General features: G+C 71.2%; 13 protein-coding genes. 3 read left to right on the top strand and 10 right to left on the bottom strand.

The genetic code is table 11. The annotated features are described in order from the left end of the window. Window positions 1–176: 176 nt before the first annotated feature. The 5 genes from VXJ25_RS03785 to VXJ25_RS03765 form a co-directional block, all read right to left on the bottom strand. Window positions 177–2,681 carry a phosphoketolase gene (locus VXJ25_RS03785; protein WP_330957887.1) on the bottom strand — a complete coding sequence of 835 codons (2,505 nt, stop codon included), beginning with the start codon at window positions 2,679–2,681 and terminating at the stop codon, window positions 177–179. Between the two features lie 263 nt (window positions 2,682–2,944). Continuing rightward, window positions 2,945–3,928: a D-isomer specific 2-hydroxyacid dehydrogenase family protein gene (locus VXJ25_RS03780; protein WP_330957886.1), complete on the bottom strand. Its 984-nt coding sequence runs from the start codon at window positions 3,926–3,928 to the stop codon at window positions 2,945–2,947. A 47-nt stretch (window positions 3,929–3,975) separates the two neighbouring features. Then, window positions 3,976–4,815 carry a TMEM164 family acyltransferase gene (locus tag VXJ25_RS03775; RefSeq protein ID WP_330957885.1) on the bottom strand — a complete coding sequence of 280 codons (840 nt, stop codon included), beginning with the start codon at window positions 4,813–4,815 and terminating at the stop codon, window positions 3,976–3,978. Beyond that, window positions 4,812–5,501 carry an NUDIX hydrolase gene (locus VXJ25_RS03770; protein WP_330957884.1) on the bottom strand — a complete coding sequence of 230 codons (690 nt, stop codon included), beginning with the start codon at window positions 5,499–5,501 and terminating at the stop codon, window positions 4,812–4,814. Before VXJ25_RS03770 ends, VXJ25_RS03775 begins: the two co-directional genes overlap by 4 nt. A 10-nt stretch (window positions 5,502–5,511) precedes the next feature. Next, window positions 5,512–6,447 (bottom strand): sirohydrochlorin cobaltochelatase, encoded by a 936-nt coding sequence (locus VXJ25_RS03765; protein ID WP_330957883.1) that lies wholly within the window; start codon window positions 6,445–6,447, stop codon window positions 5,512–5,514. Window positions 6,448–6,553: 106 nt separating this feature from the next. On the opposite strand from VXJ25_RS03765, the gene VXJ25_RS03760 reads away from it, so the two are divergent. Then, on the top strand, window positions 6,554–8,113 hold the full coding sequence (locus tag VXJ25_RS03760) for an alpha-amylase (RefSeq protein ID WP_330957882.1): 1,560 nt from the start codon (window positions 6,554–6,556) through the stop codon (window positions 8,111–8,113). Window positions 8,114–8,162: 49 nt separating this feature from the next. On the opposite strand, the gene VXJ25_RS03755 is transcribed toward VXJ25_RS03760, so the two are convergent. Then, a complete protein-coding gene (locus VXJ25_RS03755) occupies window positions 8,163–8,762 on the bottom strand; it encodes a uracil-DNA glycosylase family protein (protein WP_330957881.1) in 600 nt (199 codons plus the stop codon). 438 nt (window positions 8,763–9,200) lie between these two features. On the opposite strand from VXJ25_RS03755, the gene VXJ25_RS03750 reads away from it, so the two are divergent. Next, on the top strand, window positions 9,201–9,779 hold the full coding sequence (locus tag VXJ25_RS03750; protein ID WP_330957880.1) for a hypothetical protein: 579 nt from the start codon (window positions 9,201–9,203) through the stop codon (window positions 9,777–9,779). 3 nt (window positions 9,780–9,782) lie between these two features. On the opposite strand, the gene hslO is transcribed toward VXJ25_RS03750, so the two are convergent. Next, window positions 9,783–10,775 carry an Hsp33 family molecular chaperone HslO gene (gene hslO, locus VXJ25_RS03745; protein ID WP_330957879.1) on the bottom strand — a complete coding sequence of 331 codons (993 nt, stop codon included), beginning with the start codon at window positions 10,773–10,775 and terminating at the stop codon, window positions 9,783–9,785. Window positions 10,776–11,031: 256 nt separating this feature from the next. On the opposite strand from hslO, the gene VXJ25_RS03740 reads away from it, so the two are divergent. Then, a complete protein-coding gene (locus tag VXJ25_RS03740) occupies window positions 11,032–12,282 on the top strand; it encodes an AlbA family DNA-binding domain-containing protein (RefSeq protein WP_330957878.1) in 1,251 nt (416 codons plus the stop codon). Between the two features lie 97 nt (window positions 12,283–12,379). Here VXJ25_RS03740 and VXJ25_RS03735 read toward each other — a convergent pair whose 3' ends face one another. The 3 genes from VXJ25_RS03735 to VXJ25_RS03725 all read right to left on the bottom strand — a co-directional run bounded on the left by VXJ25_RS03735 (window position 12,380) and on the right by VXJ25_RS03725 (window position 14,849). Beyond that, a complete protein-coding gene (locus VXJ25_RS03735; RefSeq protein WP_330957877.1) occupies window positions 12,380–13,165 on the bottom strand; it encodes an SDR family NAD(P)-dependent oxidoreductase in 786 nt (261 codons plus the stop codon). Continuing rightward, the gene (locus tag VXJ25_RS03730) at window positions 13,162–13,914 is read right to left on the bottom strand and encodes a VUT family protein (RefSeq protein WP_330957876.1); all 753 of its coding nucleotides are present in this window, start codon (window positions 13,912–13,914) and stop codon (window positions 13,162–13,164) included. Before VXJ25_RS03730 ends, VXJ25_RS03735 begins: the two co-directional genes overlap by 4 nt. Window positions 13,915–14,054: 140 nt before the next feature. Beyond that, window positions 14,055–14,849, bottom strand: coding sequence for a lysoplasmalogenase family protein (locus VXJ25_RS03725; protein ID WP_330957875.1), 795 nt, complete (start codon window positions 14,847–14,849; stop codon window positions 14,055–14,057). Window positions 14,850–14,859 lie beyond the last annotated feature (10 nt).

Genomic DNA, 14,859 nt, shown 5'->3' with positions numbered 1-14,859 from the left:
CAGACCCTCGGTGCGACCGCCTGTCATACGAGAAGGGAGGGCCGCAGCACGCTGCGTGCCCTCCCCCTCATCTCGCCGGGCCGGGCGACGCCGTCTCGGCACCGCCCGGTCCGGACTCTCAGTGCCCCGGGGACCCTCAGTACCTCGTGGGCCCCTCGCGGCATCCTGGCGGCAGGCTACTCGTTGTCGCCGCCGGTGGCCTTCGTCGCGCTGATCGCGGCGCCGCGGTCCTTGGCGCCGTGCCACACCCAGTCGGTGAACGCGGGGTGGTCGTAGCCGTTGTCGACCGCGAACTGGAAGGCGTCCTCGCGGAACTTGTTCCACTCGGCGATCTGGTCGGCCCACTTCTCGGCGTCGAGGATGCCGAGGGCGTCAGCGGCGAGCGCCCAGCGGTCCATGTGGTTCAGGCGCAGCATGTCGTACGGCGTGGTCGTGGAGCCCTGCTCCTCGTAGCCGTGGACGTGGAAGTTGTCGTGGTTCGGGCGGTCCCAGATGAGGCGGCGGATCGTGCCGGGATAGGCGTGGAACGCGAAGAGCACGGGCTTGTCGGCCCCGAAGAGCTCGACGAAGCGCTCGTCGCTCATGGCGTGGTCGTTCTCGGAGGCGTTCTGCAGGCTCAGCAGGTCGACCACGTTGACCACGCGGACCTTGACACCGAGCTTGTCGAGCAGCTCGACGGCGGCCATGGTCTCCTGGGTCGGCACGTCGCCGCAGCAGCCGAGGACGATGTCGCAGTCCTCGTCGGAGGTGGCGGTGGAGGCCCACTTCCACTCGGCGGCGCCCTGCTTCAGCTCCTCGCGGGCCTCGTCGAGCGAGACCCACGTCGGCGCGGGCTGCTTGCCGGCGAAGACGGCGTTGATGCAGTTGGTCGAGGTGTAGGCGCGCTCGGCCACGGCGAGCAGCAGGTTCGCGTCAGCCGGGTAGTAGATGTTCACGACGTGGTCGTTGTTGAAGTCCTTGTTGAGAAGGACGTCGACGAAGCCGGGGTCCTGGTGGGAGAAGCCGTTGTGGTCCTGGCGCCAGACGTGGCTGGAGAGCAGCATGTTGAGGCCGGAGATGGGCTTGCGCCAGGGGATGTGGCGCACGGTGGCCTCGAGCCACTTGGCGTGCTGGTTGACCATGGAGTCGACGATGTGCACGAAGGACTCGTAGCTGGACCACAGGCCGTGGCGGCCGGTCAGCAGGTAGCCCTCGAGAAGGCCCTCGCACTGGTGCTCGGAGAGCTGCTCGATGACGTTGCCCACGGGCGAGATGTGCTCGTCGTTGGCGGGGTCGTCGTTGAGGTCGCCGTTGAACCACTGCTTGTCGGTCACCTGGTAGCTCGGCTGCAGGCGGTTGGATGCCGTCTCGTCGGGCCCGAAGATGCGGAAGCGGTCGCGGTTGTCGTTGATCAGCGCGCCGGTGTACTCGCCGAGGACGCGGGTGGCCTCGGTGGCGCCGGAGCCGTGGCCGGCCTCCTCGACGTCGACCGCGAAGTCCTCGGCCTTGGGGAGGTCAAGCTCCTCGCGGACCCTGCCGCCGTTGGCGTTGGGGTTGGCGCCCAGGCGAAGGTCGCCCTCAGGCATGAACTCGGTGACCTCGGAGCGGATGGCGCCCTTCTCGTCGAAGAGGCCCTCCGGCTCGTAGGACTCCATCCAGCCCTTGAGGACCTCGAAGTGGGCCTCGGTGTCGCGGGCGGACGCCAGCGGCACCTGGTGGGCACGCCAAGAGCCCTCGGTCTTCTTGCCGTCGATCTCCTTGGGGCACGTCCAGCCCTTGGGGGTGCGGAAGATGATCATCGGGTAGAACGGGCGGGACGCCTCGCCGGCGGCCGCGCGGCTCTTGATGTCGCAGATCTCGTCGAAGACGGCCTCGAGCAGCGCCGCGAAGCGACGGTGGATGGAGGAGTGGTCCTCGTCGTCGAAGCCGGCGACGAAGTTGTAGGGGTGGTAGCCCATGCCGCGGAAGAACTCGTCGCGCTCGCCGTCGGAGATGCGGGCGAGGATGGTCGGGTTGGCGATCTTGTAGCCGTTCAGGTGCAGGATCGGCAGGACGATGCCGTCGGTCAGCGGGTCCATGAACTTGTTGGTCTGCCAGCTGGTGGCAAGCGGGCCGGTCTCGGCCTCGCCGTCGCCCACCACGGCGACCGCGAGCATGCTGGGGTTGTCGAGCACGGAGCCGTAGGCGTGGGAGAGCACGTAGCCGAGCTCGCCGCCCTCGTGGATGGAGCCGGGGGTCTCGGGCGCGTAGTGGCTGGGGATGCCGCCGGGGTAGGAGAACTGGCGGAAGAACTTCTGAAGGCCGGCCTCGTCGTCGGTGATGTCGGGACGGACCTCGCGATAGGTGCCGTCGAGCAGGGACTGGGAGGTGCCGGCGGGTCCGCCGTGGCCGGGGCCCATCAGGAAGATGGCGTTCTGCTGGTGGTCGTGGATGAGGCGGTTGACGTGGCCGAAGAGGAAGTTCAGGCCGGGCGTGGTCCCCCAGTGGCCGACGAGGCGGTGCTTGACGTCCTCGCGGGTGAACCCATCCGGGCCGTCCTGGTTCTTGAAGTCAGCCCTCATGAGGGGGTTGGAGCGAAGGTAGATCTGGCCGACGGAGAGGTAGTTGGCGCAGCGCCAGTACTTGTCCAGCCAGGAGATCTCCTCCTCGCTCACAGGGGTGTTGAGCTTCTTCCAGGGAGTGCCGATCGTGGGTTGTGGCATGTCGTTCTCCTTCGTTGCTCGCCTGCATCTCTTCCGAAACATACGCAAGTTAATGGTATGTTCCGATACCTACAACGTTCGTAAGATTCAGAGTGTTTCTGAATCTGCACACAAAGTATCCTACATTTCCCGCAATATGTACCGCTCCCGTAACTATACGCCCCGTTCCCCGCTCAGTAATCGAGAAGAGAACATTCACTTTGTTCAACTCTGTTTACTGACTACCTTCGAATTTTTAGGGCCTCGGCGCCCCTCCACGCGCGCTACCTGACCTCGAAGGGCGAGTCCTCCCCGCGCGAGAACGCGAGCAGCGCGCCCGTCGAGCTGCGCACCATGTTCCGGACGTCCTCCTCCGTGTAGAAGGCCATGTGCGGCGTCACGATCACGTTGGGCAGCCCCTTGAGCACCGCGCGGTCGCGGTTGGGCAGCACGTCGCGCGAGCGGTCCAGGTAGTAGAGGTCGCTCTCGTTCTCGATGGTGTCGAGCGCCGCTCCCCCGAGCTGGCCCGTCTCGACGGCGTCCACGAGGGCGGCGGTGTCCACGAGCGAGCCGCGCGCGGCGTTGACGAGGATGGCGCCGCGCCTCATCCGCGCGAAGGCGGCCGCGTCGATCATGTGGTGGTTCTCGGGCAGGCCGGGCGCGTGCAGGGTGACGATGTCCGACGAGGCGAGAAGCTCGTCCAAGCTCACGTAGGTCGCGAGCCTGCCCACCTCCTCGGAGGGGTAGGGGTCGCAGGCGAGGATCTTGCAGCCGAACCCGGACAGGTGGCGCACCACGGTCGCGCCGATGCGCCCCGTCCCCACGACGCCGACCGTCGCCTGGGAGATGTCGAGCCCGATCTTGCCGTGCAGGCCGAAGTCCTGCGCGTCGTCGGTCCGCTCGATCAGCTTCATCTTGCGCGCCGCCATCATCATCAGCATGATCGCGTAGTTGGCGACGCCCTCGGGCGGGTAGGCCGAGTGCGCCACGCGCATCCCGATCGAGCGCGCGTGAGCAACGTCGATGTGGTCGTAGCCGATCGAGCGGGTGGCGATCCAGCGGGCGCCCAGGTCGTGCAGGGCGTCGAGGCGGGCCGCGTCCATGGGGTTGGTGATGCAGCTGATGGCGTCGTGACCGCGCGCGAGGCCGAGGTTCTCCTCGCTCGGGTACTCCGAGGTCCACCCGAACTCGAAGCCCTGCTCCCCCGCGTACCCCTCGAGGTAGCCGAGCTCGTCGTACTCCCTGAGCGCAAACGCGAACAGCCGCATCTTTCCTCCCCTGCGCATGGCGCGCGTCTAGACCTGCGCGGGCCGCCTCACCGCCGGCGTCCCCGCGCCTCGCTCGCATGATAGGACAAAGGCAGGTGCGCCGCGAGGGCGTACCACGCGATCCAGACGCCGTAGGCGCCCAGCGCGTAGGGCACCAGGTAGCCGGGGTTGCCGAGCAGGTCCGCGAAGGCCTCGAAGGGCGTGTTCGAAAGCGGCCGCGTCACGAAGAAGAAGTTGGTGTCGAAGACCGGGTTGGCCAGCCGGAAGAGGGCGCCGGCGAGAAGGGCCGCGAGCGCCGGGATCCAGCTGCGCCGCACGCTGGGCGAGAAGTCGCCTCCGGCCACGGGCGCCCACGCGCACACGAGCAGCAGCGTGTGCTCCGCGAAGCCCCCGAGCGAGGCGTACGTGAGGATGGGGCAGTAGCTCCAGCCGGGGAAGAGCAGCGCGGAGAGGCCGCCGGTCGCGCCCCACGCGAAGAGGACCTCACCCACGGGCTCGCCGGCGCCGGAGTCGCACGTGAGGGCGTAGGCGAGCGCCAGGTACTCGCAGAGGTTGCAGACGTGGAGCGGCCAGAAGATGGGGACGAGCAGGCCGTCGGCGGCCAGCGCCACGTCGCGGGAGGCGAGCAGCGCCAGCGGGACGGCGGAGGTCGCGACGAGCATCCTGCGGCGCGGCGAGCCGGGCGCGAGGCCGGCGGGCAGCCTGCAGTAGCGGCGGAGCAGCAGGGAGAAGGACGCGAGGCAGCAGGCGAGGACCGCGAGGTGCTGGGGCCCGAAGGTCGCGAAGCCCTCGCCGCGCGCGAGAAGGACCGGCTCCGGCGTCAGGAACCAGGCGAGCCCCTCGCCGAGCGCGGCCGCCACCGGGCCGATTCCGAGCGCGGCGCTCATCGGGGGCCGCCCGCCTCGCCCGTCCCGCCCGCCGCGGTCCGCCCGGGCGAGCCGGGAGCGCCGCCGCCTCGGGCGGACCCCTCGGCCCAGGCGCGCATCGCCACGTTGAGCTTGGGATAGATGCGCTCGCGCATCCACGGCTCCGCGCTCGCCTCGACGGCGCCCTCAGGAGAGAACCACCTGAGGGCACGGTTCTCGTCGGGCTTGGGGCGCAGCGGCTCGGCGGGGTCGGCGACGACGAGCCAGGTGAGGTTGAGGTGGACGTGCGAGCCCACGTACCGACCGCGCTTCTCGTGCCCGTCCACGGCCAGGACCTCGAGCGATATGGGGCGGCGCAGCGCGGGCTCGAGCCTCGTGAGCCCGCTCTCCTCGCCTACCTCGCGCAGGGCGACCGCGAGGAGGTCGCGCTCGCCGTCGGCGTGGCCGCCGAGCCAGCTCCACGAGCGGTAGGTGAGGTGCCAGCACATGAGCACCCGCGAGGCGGACGCGTCGCACACCCAGGCCGAGGAGGTCAGGTGGGCGCGGTCGTTGTCGCGGCCCCAGACGTCCTCGCGCTCGAGCAGCCGGAGGATCCGCTCCCTGTCGCGCTCCTCCTGCTCGTTCACGGGCCGATAGGAGCGCACCAGCTCGACCGTCGCCCTGGCGCCGGCGTCCGAGGGCGCCCTCCTCGCACCAAGCTCGCCCATGCCTGTCACCTCATTCGCCCGCGCGGCCCGCCGCCGGCGCTCCCGCAACCTGCCCGCCCGCCGCCGGCTCGACCGCCGCCGGCGCGCCCGGCACCCTCGCGGCAAGCTGGCGCAGCGCCTCGTCGAGGTGCTCGAGCAGCAGCGACCGGACGTCGATGAGCGAGACGAGCCCGCCCTCGCGCACCTCGACGCCGTAGAGCGAGCGCTCGAGCGCTGCGCGCAGGCTCTCCCCCGCGTCCGCCCCGATCCGCGCGCGCTCGAGGTCGCCGGCCGCCATCATGAGCGGCACCAGCCTGACCGAGAAGGCGCACGGGGCCTCCTCCGCCACACGGCGCAGCAGCCCCGTGGGGTCGGCGTCGAGCGGGCACACCCAGAGGTCGGGCCTCCCGAGTCCCCGGAGGGCGACCTCGAGCAGGGAGAGCGCCCCGGAGCCGGCCGCGCCCGCGCGAGACCCTCCCCCGTCGCCCACGAGGACGGTCACGGCGTTCCTCCCCTGCGGCAGGGCGCGGACGAGGGCCTCGGCCAGGCGCCTCGCGTCGGACGTGCGCGAGACGAGCGGCCTGCCCAGCGCGACCTGCGCGAGGCCGGCCGGCGCGCTCGCCACCTCGGCGCGGAGCCGCGCGAGGTCCGACCCGTCCGCGACCAGCGCCGGAAGCACGGCCGCGCGCGCCGCACCGGCCCGTGCGAGGGCGTCGAGCGCCTGGGACACCGAGCGCACCTCGCCCCCGTCCGGGAGCGAGCCCGGCTCCCCGACAACCGCGAGCTCGACCGGCGCGGTCGGGTGGGCGCGGCGCACCTCGTCGAGGAGGGGCCGGTAGCAACCCACGAGCCCGCCCGTGGCAGCGCCACCGCAGGCGACCACGACGCCCGCGCGGCCGTCCGCGGCAGCGTCGCAGGAGGGCGCCACTGCGCCCGCGCGCGCAAGCATCCGACCCCATGCGGACATCGGCACCCCCTCCCCGGACGCCCCCGTCGCGCGTGCCGCCGACGGGTCCTTCTCGCCCAACTCTAGCAGGTCGGCGGCAGGTCGGCGGCAACGCTACCTCCACACGGTGGCGCTACCATTCCACCAGAGCGGCATCGTCTGGGGAGGCTCCATGAACGGCACCATGATGCAGGCATTCTCGTGGTACCTGCCGGCGGACGGCAGGCACTGGGCGACCCTCGCTGCGGACGCCAGGCTCTTCGCCGACGAGGGGATCACGGCGGTGTGGCTCCCGCCGGCGTTCAAGTGCGCGAACGGGCCCGGCGACACCGGCTACGGCGTCTACGACCTCTGGGACCTCGGCGAGTTCGACCAGAAGGGCTCCGTGCGCACCAAGTACGGCACCAAGGACGAGTACCTCGCGGCCATAGACGCCTTCCACGAGGCGGGCATCCAGGTCTACGTGGACGTGGTACTCAACCAGCGCATGGGCGCCGATGCGTGGGAGCGCGTGCGGGCGCGCGAGGTCTCGGCCACGGACCGCGAGCGCGACACCTCGGGCGAGGAGACGATCGGCGCGTGGACGCGCTTCTCCTTCCCGGGGCGCCACGGCAAATACGACGACTTCTGCTGGGACTGGCACGACTTCCACGCCGTGGACTTCGACCAGCTCACCGGCCGCTCGGGCATCTGGCTCTTCTCGGGCAAGAGCTGGAGCGAGGACGTGGAGCGCCGCGAGAACGGCAACTACGACTTCCTGATGGGCGCAGACGTCGACCCGCTCTACCAGCCCGTCCGCGACCAGCTCATGCGCTGGGGCGAGTGGTACCTGGACCTGACCCACGCAGACGGGATCCGCCTGGACGCGGCCAAGCACATCTCGCGCGGCTTCGCGCTCGACTGGCTCTCCCGGATGCGGGCGCACGCGGGGCGCGAGCTCTTCTGCGTGGGCGAGTACTGGTCGCCGGACGTGGGCGAGCTCAAGGACTACCTGGGCTGGGACCGCAGCATGAGCCTCTTCGACGTGCCGCTGCACTACAACCTCTTCCGCGCCTCCAACTCCTTCGGCGAGCAGGACCTGTCGCGGATCTTCGACGGCACGCTCGTGCAGACCGACCCCACGAGGACCGTCACCTTCGTGGAGAACCACGACACGCAGCCGCGCCAGGCGCTGCAGTCGAGCGTGGAGGAGTGGTTCAAGCCCGCCGCCTATGCGCTCATCCTGCTCAGGCACGAGGGGTACCCGTGCGTCTTCGAGGGCGACCTCTTCGGCATGCCCAACGACGGCGAGCCGGCCGTGCCCGAGCTGTCGCTGCTCATGGAGATCCGCCGGCGCTTCGCCTACGGGGAGCAGCGCGACTGGCTCGACGACCCCGACGTGATCGGCTGGACGCTCGGCGGCGACCGCGAGCACGCCGGCAGCGGGGTGGCCGTCGTGCTCACCGACCGCGACGGCGGCACCAAGCGCATGTACGTGGGAGACGAGAACGCCGGCGAGACCTGGATCTGCGTCATGGGCAACGAGGCCTCGGTGACGATCGGCCCGGACGGCTGGGCGTCGTTCCCGTGCGCCTCCGGCAGCCTCGCCGTCTACGTGCCGCGTGACGCGACCCTCGTCTTCGAGCACGACTACCGCGACTACGTGCAGGCGGCGGCCACCGCGCCCAACCCCTCGCCGGCGGGCTAGGCGTCCGCAGCCGGGCGCGACCCCCGCCTGCCCCCGCGATGCCCGGCGGCTAGGCGAGGGCCTCCGCCACCCGTGCCCTCAGGTCGGGCAGGACCTCCTCCTCGAACCAGGGGTTCCTCCTCATCCAGATCTGGTTCCTGGGCGAGGGGTGGACGAGCGGGAAGTACTCCGGCAGGTAGCTCTGGTAGTCGCGCACGACGCCCGTGAGCGGAACGGACGACTTGAGCCCGAGGTAGCGGTGGGTGGCGTAGGTCCCCACGAGGACCGTGAGGCGCACCTCGGGCATCATGGAGAGAAGGACCGGGTGCCACTTCTCCGCGAAGCCCTTGCGAGGCGGCAGGTCGCCCGACTTGCCCTTCCCGGGGTAGTAGAAGTCCATGGGCACGATCGCGACGCGATGCGGGTCGTAGAAGGTATCGCGGTCGACGCCCAGCCAGTCGCGCAGGCGGTCGCCGCTCTTGTCGTTCCAGGGTATGCGCGTGTCCTGCGCGACCCTCCCCGGCGCCTGGCCGATGACCACGATGCGGGAGTCCGCCGCGACCGCGTAGAGCGGGTCGATCCCGCGCTCCGTGTACGACGCGTTCTGCCCGTCGGCCCGAATGGCCTCATACACCTCGTCGAACGTCTGATACGCCCTCGACTCGTCCATCTCGACCCCTCCCCTGGGGCGGCTGCCCGGCGGCCTGCCGCCGCCCCAGGCGCCGCCTGCGCTCTCCTGAGCTCCGACGCCTACGAATGTACCCCGGGCTCGCCGGCGCGGCAATGCGGGGGCGCGGGGCGACGCGCCCGGCTGTGCGCCCGGCGCAGGCCGCCACGTTACCGAGCTTTAACCTCCTCCCCCCTTGCGCGGCGCGCGGGCTCGGCCTATAGTCCAGCGGTACGAGAGCAGTCGGAGGAACCGGAGAGGAGGCGCCACATGTCGCAGAACGCTCGCACTTCCCAGGCATGGTGGTGGCGCCCCGCTCATACGACCGGTCGATCGTGAGTCTCTCGCGCCATACCTGCGCATGCGAAGGGGGCTTCCGGATTGGCCGGAAGCCCCCTTTTCCATGCCGTCGTCGAAGAGTCAGGAAGAAAGGAACCAGCCATGTCCCAGTCCCAGGCCACCACCCAGCAGCAGCCCCGCACATACAGCCACTCCGGGGGCAGCAGGCTCGACGTCCGGGCCCTCGTCCTCCTCGCCGTCCTGCTTGCGGCGGGCATGATCTTGAACTTCACGGTCGGCAAGGCGATCTCGGGCTTCTCGGGCGGCCTCATCAGCCCCGAGTTCATCATCTCCGCCTTCTGCCTCACCATCCTCGTCGTGAGGCCCAAGGTCGGTGAGGCCCTGGTCATCGGGCTCATCTCCGCCGCCGTGATCCAGGTCACCACCACCTCGCCCTTCATCGACTTCGCTGCCGAGGGCGTGGCCGCCATGCTCATGGCCCAGATCGTGCGCGTCGGCATGAGGGGCGCCGCCAAGAGGTTCGTGCCCTTCGTCGGCACCCTCGTGACGACCGTCGTCTCCGGCGTCATCTTCATGCTGATCAAGATCGCCCTCGTGGGCGCCGCCAGCCAGCTCGTCGCCGCGATGCTGCCGGTCGTGATCGCCTCCGGCGCCTTCAACGCAATCCTCGTCCAGGCGCTCTACCTGCCGATCCGCAAGGCCCTCAAGATCGAGGGGTAGCCGCTAGCCGTCGAGGAGGGCCTTGAGCTCGTCGGGCTCGAAGCGGTACTCCCTGCCGCAGAAGTGGCAGTGGACGAGCGCGGGCTCGCCCTTCTCGACCATCGACTCGAGCTCGTCGCGGCCGAGCGCGAGGACGATCCGGGAGGCGCGGTCCTTGTCGCACCCGCAGCGGAACTCCGCCGGCATCGCGTCGAGCTCCTCGTACCCCATGCCGCGCAGGAGGTAGCCGAGGACGTCGGTCGGGGACATGCCGCGCTCCTGCATCTCCGTCACCGACTCGACGCCCTTGAGGTTGGCGGAGAGCTGGTCGATCAGGGCGTCGTCGTAGCCGGGCATGAGCTGGACGACGAAGCCGCCCGCCTGCCGCACGCTCAGGTCGACGTCCACCAGGACCCCCACGCCGACCGCTGTGGGGATCTGGTCGCTGACCGCGAAGTAGTAGGTGAGGTCGTCGCCGACCTCGCCCGTGGCGAGCGGCACGGTGCTCGAGTAGGGCTCCACGCCCGGCAGGTCACGCACGACCGTCAGCGTGCCCGCGCCGATGCCGCCCCCGACGTCGAGGTGGTTGTCGCCCTTGAGGTCGAGCCACACGTTGGGATGGTTGGCGTAGCCCTTCACCTGTCCCTTGTTGTTGGCCGTGACGGTCAGGCCGCCGATGGGGCCGTCCCCGGACATGACGAGGGTTATGAGCTCGTCCTCGTCCTTGGACATGGCGCCCATCATCAGGCCGCCCATCATGAGGCGGCCCAGCGCCGCCGTCACGAGCGGGCTCGCGTGGTGGTTGTCGCAGGCGGTCTGGACCGTGTCGCGCGCCGTGACGGCGAAGGCGCGCACGAGCCCGTCGGCCGCGGTGCCCCTCACGATGTGGTCGCCCCCGCGGACGCGGGCGTCCCTGAAGTCGATGAGCTCCGCGCCCGTGGCGGCGCCCGTGCCCGCGACGGCGCCCGTGCCCGTGCCCACGCCGGCGCCCGCGACGCCGTTGTCCTTCTCTGCCATGTCTCCCCCGTCTCTGGCCGCGGCCACCCTCGCCGCCCGGCCCTTGCTCGTCTTTCCGTCTCTCGTACCCAACCGAGCGGCCGGGCCTCCCCGGGACCGCCTTCGGCGCGAGAAAACCGAGCGGCTCCATAGGAGGCCCCGGGCCAGGCCTCCGGGCCCGGGTCCTTCTCGCCCGCCGCACGCGGACGCGCGGCGCGGCAGACCTTGCCGGCTGGCATACTGGGTGGAGGCGACGCCCATCGATCGAGGGGGAGCCATGTTCAGCCCGTTTCGCGCGCCCGACGGCAGTCAGAAGACCATAGCCGAGGTCGGCTGGGAGGACCTGGCCCAGCTCAAGGACATGGACGAGGGCTTCGTGCTCGAGTTCAAGTGCTCCGACACCGCCTCCGTGCGGCGCAAGATCCCCAAGATCGTCGCCTCCTTCGCCAACTCGCGCGGCGGCTGGCTCGTGATCGGCATCGCCGACGACACCAAGGAGGTCACGCCCATCCCCCGGCCGCAGGCGGACTTCTCGCAGACGGTCGGCGAGCTCTGCCGCAGGCACGTCTCGCCCGCGCCGCCCTTCGAGGCGCGCTTCGTCGAGGACCCGGGCAACCCGGGGCAGGGCGTCGCCCTCGTGCAGGTCGGCGAGGGGGACTTCCCGCCCTACGTGGCCGACGGACGGGTGGAGATCCGCGAGGGCTCGACCTCGGGACCCGCGACCGGCGGCGAGCTGGTCGAGCTCTACGGCAAGGCGACGAGGCGCCACGCGGAGGTCGCCGGCTTCTGCCACCGGACGGTCTTCTTCCCGGACGCCGGACCGGCCGGCGCCGTGCCCCTCTTCGACCTCTACCTCTACCGGATGGGCATCCGCCCCGCCGAGGCCGTGGGGAGGGCTGAGGTGGAGGGGCACGTGGCCGCCATGCGCGCGTGCTTCTCGCGGCAGGGGATGTCGTGCCACGTGCAGCACGCCCACGACTCGCTGATCCTGCGCGGCACGCCGCCCCTGCGGCTGGGCGAGGCGCACTCGGCCATAGAGCTCTTCGGCGACGAGTCGATGAAGCTCACCGTGCCGGCCGTGCCCCTGGACGGCGTCGAGCGCACCCGGGCCCTCGCCGCGCTCTCGGACTTCGGGCAGCGCGTCCCCGAGGGCTCGGTCATCGTCGACGCGCGGCAGACGCTCAGGCGCGTGACCCTCATGGCCACCGTGCTCGACCGCTACGTGCGCGAGCGAGGGCTCTCGTGGCGGGGCTACGCCGTGGTGTACGAGCTCGAGAACATGGCCGGCGTCATCCTCTGGAGCGCGGGCGAGGAGTACCGCGCGTACGCGAGGCGCCACGGCGCCCTGTTCTGCGGGACCACGGACTGCCGCAGCCACGTGCGCTACCTGGACGACGGCGCGCACGACTCCTTCCGCGCGCGGCAGTTTGCCGGCAGCCACTTCTTCGAGGCCTGCGGCCTGCCGCTCGGCTCGCACGACCCAGAGGACATCCAGCTGGTCGACGCTCTCCTCAGCACGAGCCGCTGACGCCGGACGGGCGCGGGAGGGAGGCTCTCGCGTCGCATGCGCCCGGCTCGCTTCGCGTGCGCGCTCGGCGCCGTCCCGCCCTGGGCGGGGCGGCGCCCTACTCTGGCCAGACGAAGTCGAAGCTTCCCGCCTCGCCGCCGTCCACGAGCAGGTTCTGGCCGGTCATGAAGCGGTTGTCTACCGCGACGAAGTAGACCCACGCGGCGATCTCCGCGGGGGTGGCCCAGCGTCTGAGCGGCGTCAGGGCCATGACCCGCGCCCAGAGCTCGGGGTCGTCCGTCACGGGGCGGTTGAGCTCGGTCAGGACGCCGCCCGGGTCCACGCTGTTGCAGGTCGCCTGCGGCGCCAGGCGCTGCGCGAGGTTCCGCGCGTAGGCGAGCACGCCGCCCTTCGACGCCGCGTAGGCGGGGAACTCCGCGCCGGTGTGTCCGCTCGAGGACCCCACGAGGACCACGGCGGCGACCTCCGCCGTCGGCCGGCGCCCGCCGGGCTCGAAGGCGAAGGCCTCGCAGGTGTTGAGGGCGCCCTTGAGGTTCACGTCTATGTCGTCCGCCGTGCCCTGCACGCCGGCATTGGCGACGACTATCTCGGGATGCAGGCCGCAGGCAATCGAGCGGAGCGCGGCCGCGTCTCGGACGTCGACGACGACGTGGTGGTAGCGCGGGTGCGAGAGCGAGGCCGGGAGCACGTCCAACCCCCACACGGCGTGCCCGCGCTCGCAGAAGAGCTCCGCCGTCGCCCGCCCGATGCCCGAGGACGAGCCGGTGACGAGCACGACGAGCGAGCGGCCGCGGGCGTCGAGGGGCAGCGAGCGCAGGTCCTCCTCGCCCGCCGGGGCGCCGGCGCGCGCCGTGGGCGCCACGTCCTTCTCGCCCGCCGTCACCGCGCCAACTCGCCCTCGGTCGCGAGCCCCGCGCCGCCGTGCAGCCGCAGGTACTCCTCGCCCACGTGCTCGCGCTCCCAGCCGCGCACCACGCGGAAGCCCACCGGCGAGAGGAAGACCTCGCAGAGCAGCTCGACCAGGGCGCCGGTCAGCGAGCAGCCGATGACCTGGGCCCACGACCAGCCGAAGAAGGCGTGACTCACCAGGATCGCGAACGTGAGGTTGTCGACGAACTGGCCTGCGAGCGTGCTCACGTAGGAGCGGGTGGCAAAGGCGGCGAAGCCGTCGCGGCGGAGAAGGCGGCCGATGCCCTCGTTCGTCAGCGAGTTCACGACGGACGAGACGAGCATGGAGACCATGGAGCCGACGACGACGTACCACGAGCCGCCGAAGGTGGCGTTGAGCGCGGCGTTGACCTCGAGGCTGCCCGTGTCGTAGTAGGCGCCCCACATGCCCGGCGTCAGGCTCATGAGCCAGAAGAGGGCGCAGACGGCGAGGTTGATGCCCTCGGCGAGGACGCTCACCTCGACGGAGGCGCGGGCACCGAAGCGCTTGCAGATCATGTCCATGCAGAGGAAGCTCACCCAGCTGACGCTGACGCCGCAGTCGAGCGCCAGCCACGGGAGCGACACGAGCTCCTTGTTGGCGAGCAGGTTCATCACGACGACGCTCACGACGAAGAGCGCCACGGTCGCGCTGGGGATGCTGCGGAGCAGGACCTTGTAGTCCCGCACGATGCGGTTGAGCATGCTTCTCTCCCGGTTTTGATTGTTTGCAAGCAGGTTTCACCTGGGACTGCTTGGAGGGCCGCGAATCGGCCGCGGAACATGGTAGCGCATCCGCGCGCGCGAGGAGGGGCGAGAAGGACGTGGGGGCCGCGCCGCCGCGCCTACGCGGCGGCCGGCAGCGCGAGCGATAGGGCGATGAGCAGCTGCGCCGCGTAGTAGGTGCCCAGGCTCCAGGCCCGGCGCGCCCCCGTGCGCTCGCGGCCGAAGGTGTTGAGGGCGAGCAGCGAGTCGGACACGAGGAAGAGCGCCGCGCCGGAGGCGAGCGAGCCCGTGGCCGCACCTGGCGCGAGCAGCCACCAGGCGCAGGCGAAGGAGAGGAACTGCGCGAGGACGAGCAGGTAGAGTGCACCGAGAAGGGCGCGCCTGCCCCTGAGGCGAACCCCGCGCGAGAGGGACAGGGCGACGGCGCCGCCCAGGGCGAGCCCCGCGAGCGCGGGCGCGGCCGTGGCCGGCACCACGCCCGCCATGCCAGCCGCCGCCCGCACGCGCGGCACGAGGTAGCCCAGGTACGCAAGGTGCCCGAGGAGGAACGAGAGGGCCCCCGCAGCGAACAGGTGGTGCGCGCGCCGCTTGACCTCGGGGACGAAGCGCAGCGCGTGCAGGACGTCGCCCGCGGCGCCGAGCGCCAGGCCGGCCACGGCGAGGGCGGCGCCGGGGAGGGGCGGCGAGGCGGGTCCGGCGGCTGCGGCGGCAGCTGCGGGGGCCGCGGCCGCGGGGGCCGAGGCGGCGCACCACGCGCCGAGCGACCCGAGGGCCACAAAGGCAGCGGAGGCGAGAGCCTTCAGGACGGCCGCACGGCGGTAGGCCCCGCGCAGGTCGGATGCCACGAAGGCCGCCTGGAGCGCGATGCCCGCGAGGGCGAGGGCGCAGGGCGCAAGTGGGTTCGTCAGGCTCACGGCCCCTCCT

Origin of the sequence: Olsenella absiana, from assembly GCF_036408855.1 — a bacterium.
In the GTDB taxonomy this organism is placed as follows: Bacteria; Actinomycetota; Coriobacteriia; order Coriobacteriales; family Atopobiaceae; genus Olsenella_K; species Olsenella_K absiana.
Note: the sequence above shows the minus strand (reverse complement) of the source record. Positions and strands in the feature narration are given on the sequence as shown.

Bases quoted from the DNA above. Each gene is read 5' to 3' on its own strand.
- VXJ25_RS03775 (WP_330957885.1), bottom strand. From the start codon at position 4,815: ATGAGCGCCGCGCTCGGAATCGGCCCGGTGGCGGCCGCGCTCGGCGAG.
- hslO (WP_330957879.1), bottom strand. From the start codon at position 10,775: ATGGCAGAGAAGGACAACGGCGTCGCGGGCGCCGGCGTGGGCACGGGC.
- VXJ25_RS03770 (WP_330957884.1), bottom strand. From the start codon at position 5,501: ATGGGCGAGCTTGGTGCGAGGAGGGCGCCCTCGGACGCCGGCGCCAGG.
- VXJ25_RS03765 (WP_330957883.1), bottom strand. From the start codon at position 6,447: ATGTCCGCATGGGGTCGGATGCTTGCGCGCGCGGGCGCAGTGGCGCCC.
- VXJ25_RS03785 (WP_330957887.1), bottom strand. From the start codon at position 2,681: ATGCCACAACCCACGATCGGCACTCCCTGGAAGAAGCTCAACACCCCT.
- VXJ25_RS03740 (WP_330957878.1), top strand. From the start codon at position 11,032: ATGTTCAGCCCGTTTCGCGCGCCCGACGGCAGTCAGAAGACCATAGCC.
- VXJ25_RS03755 (WP_330957881.1), bottom strand. From the start codon at position 8,762: ATGGACGAGTCGAGGGCGTATCAGACGTTCGACGAGGTGTATGAGGCC.
- VXJ25_RS03780 (WP_330957886.1), bottom strand. From the start codon at position 3,928: ATGCGGCTGTTCGCGTTTGCGCTCAGGGAGTACGACGAGCTCGGCTAC.
- VXJ25_RS03730 (WP_330957876.1), bottom strand. From the start codon at position 13,914: ATGCTCAACCGCATCGTGCGGGACTACAAGGTCCTGCTCCGCAGCATC.
- VXJ25_RS03750 (WP_330957880.1), top strand. From the start codon at position 9,201: ATGTCCCAGTCCCAGGCCACCACCCAGCAGCAGCCCCGCACATACAGC.